This is a genomic window from Bacillus songklensis (assembly GCF_042649685.1).
GTDB lineage: Bacteria > Bacillota > Bacilli > Bacillales > Bacillaceae_H > Bacillus_BA > Bacillus_BA songklensis.
In genome coordinates this window covers 1-527 of the sequence record NZ_JBHRZT010000063.1, presented here as the reverse complement: position 1 = coordinate 527, position 527 = coordinate 1, and the positions used below count along the sequence as shown (strand labels likewise).

The following is a 527-nucleotide window of genomic DNA, read 5'->3' as shown; positions in this document are numbered from 1 at the left end:
ATTGATAACTAGAATACGCAAAACCACTTAACAATTTTGCTTGTTGAGGAGACATTTGTTTTAGGTTTTGCTTTTTCTTTTTAAAATCTAACTTCTCTTTAGCAATCGGTTTTTGCTTGTTTTTTGCATATTCAACCGCCACTTTTAATGCGTTGCTCAGACTTTGTTTTGTTTCTTCACTAGAAGCATGATTTGCTTTATAAGGAACTTGAAACGAATACTTGTAATTTCCAAAACGGTCTACATCTGTAATAGCGAGAAATCCGGCATTAAAGTCGATTCCTAACACTCCGTTATTTTCTAACGTAGTCACATCGGGTGCATCTACGTCAACGGTTACATTGACATACCAAGAATGATGTTTACGTATAAACTTCCATGTTGTTGCTCGATAGTAGGTCACTTTGTTACCTTTTCCTTTTGTATAGCCAACAGAAGGTGTTTTCGCTCTATCAATTTGTTCTTGTCCATATGGAAACGAAACATTTGGAATGACGACATAGTTTCCGTATACATTTTCGTCTTTT

General features: G+C 35.3%; 1 protein-coding gene. It reads right to left on the bottom strand.

The window, feature by feature from the left end; all coding sequences use genetic code 11:
* Positions 1-527: hypothetical protein (locus ACFOU2_RS15115; RefSeq protein WP_377916530.1), on the bottom strand; the 527-nt coding region annotated here is incomplete at both ends.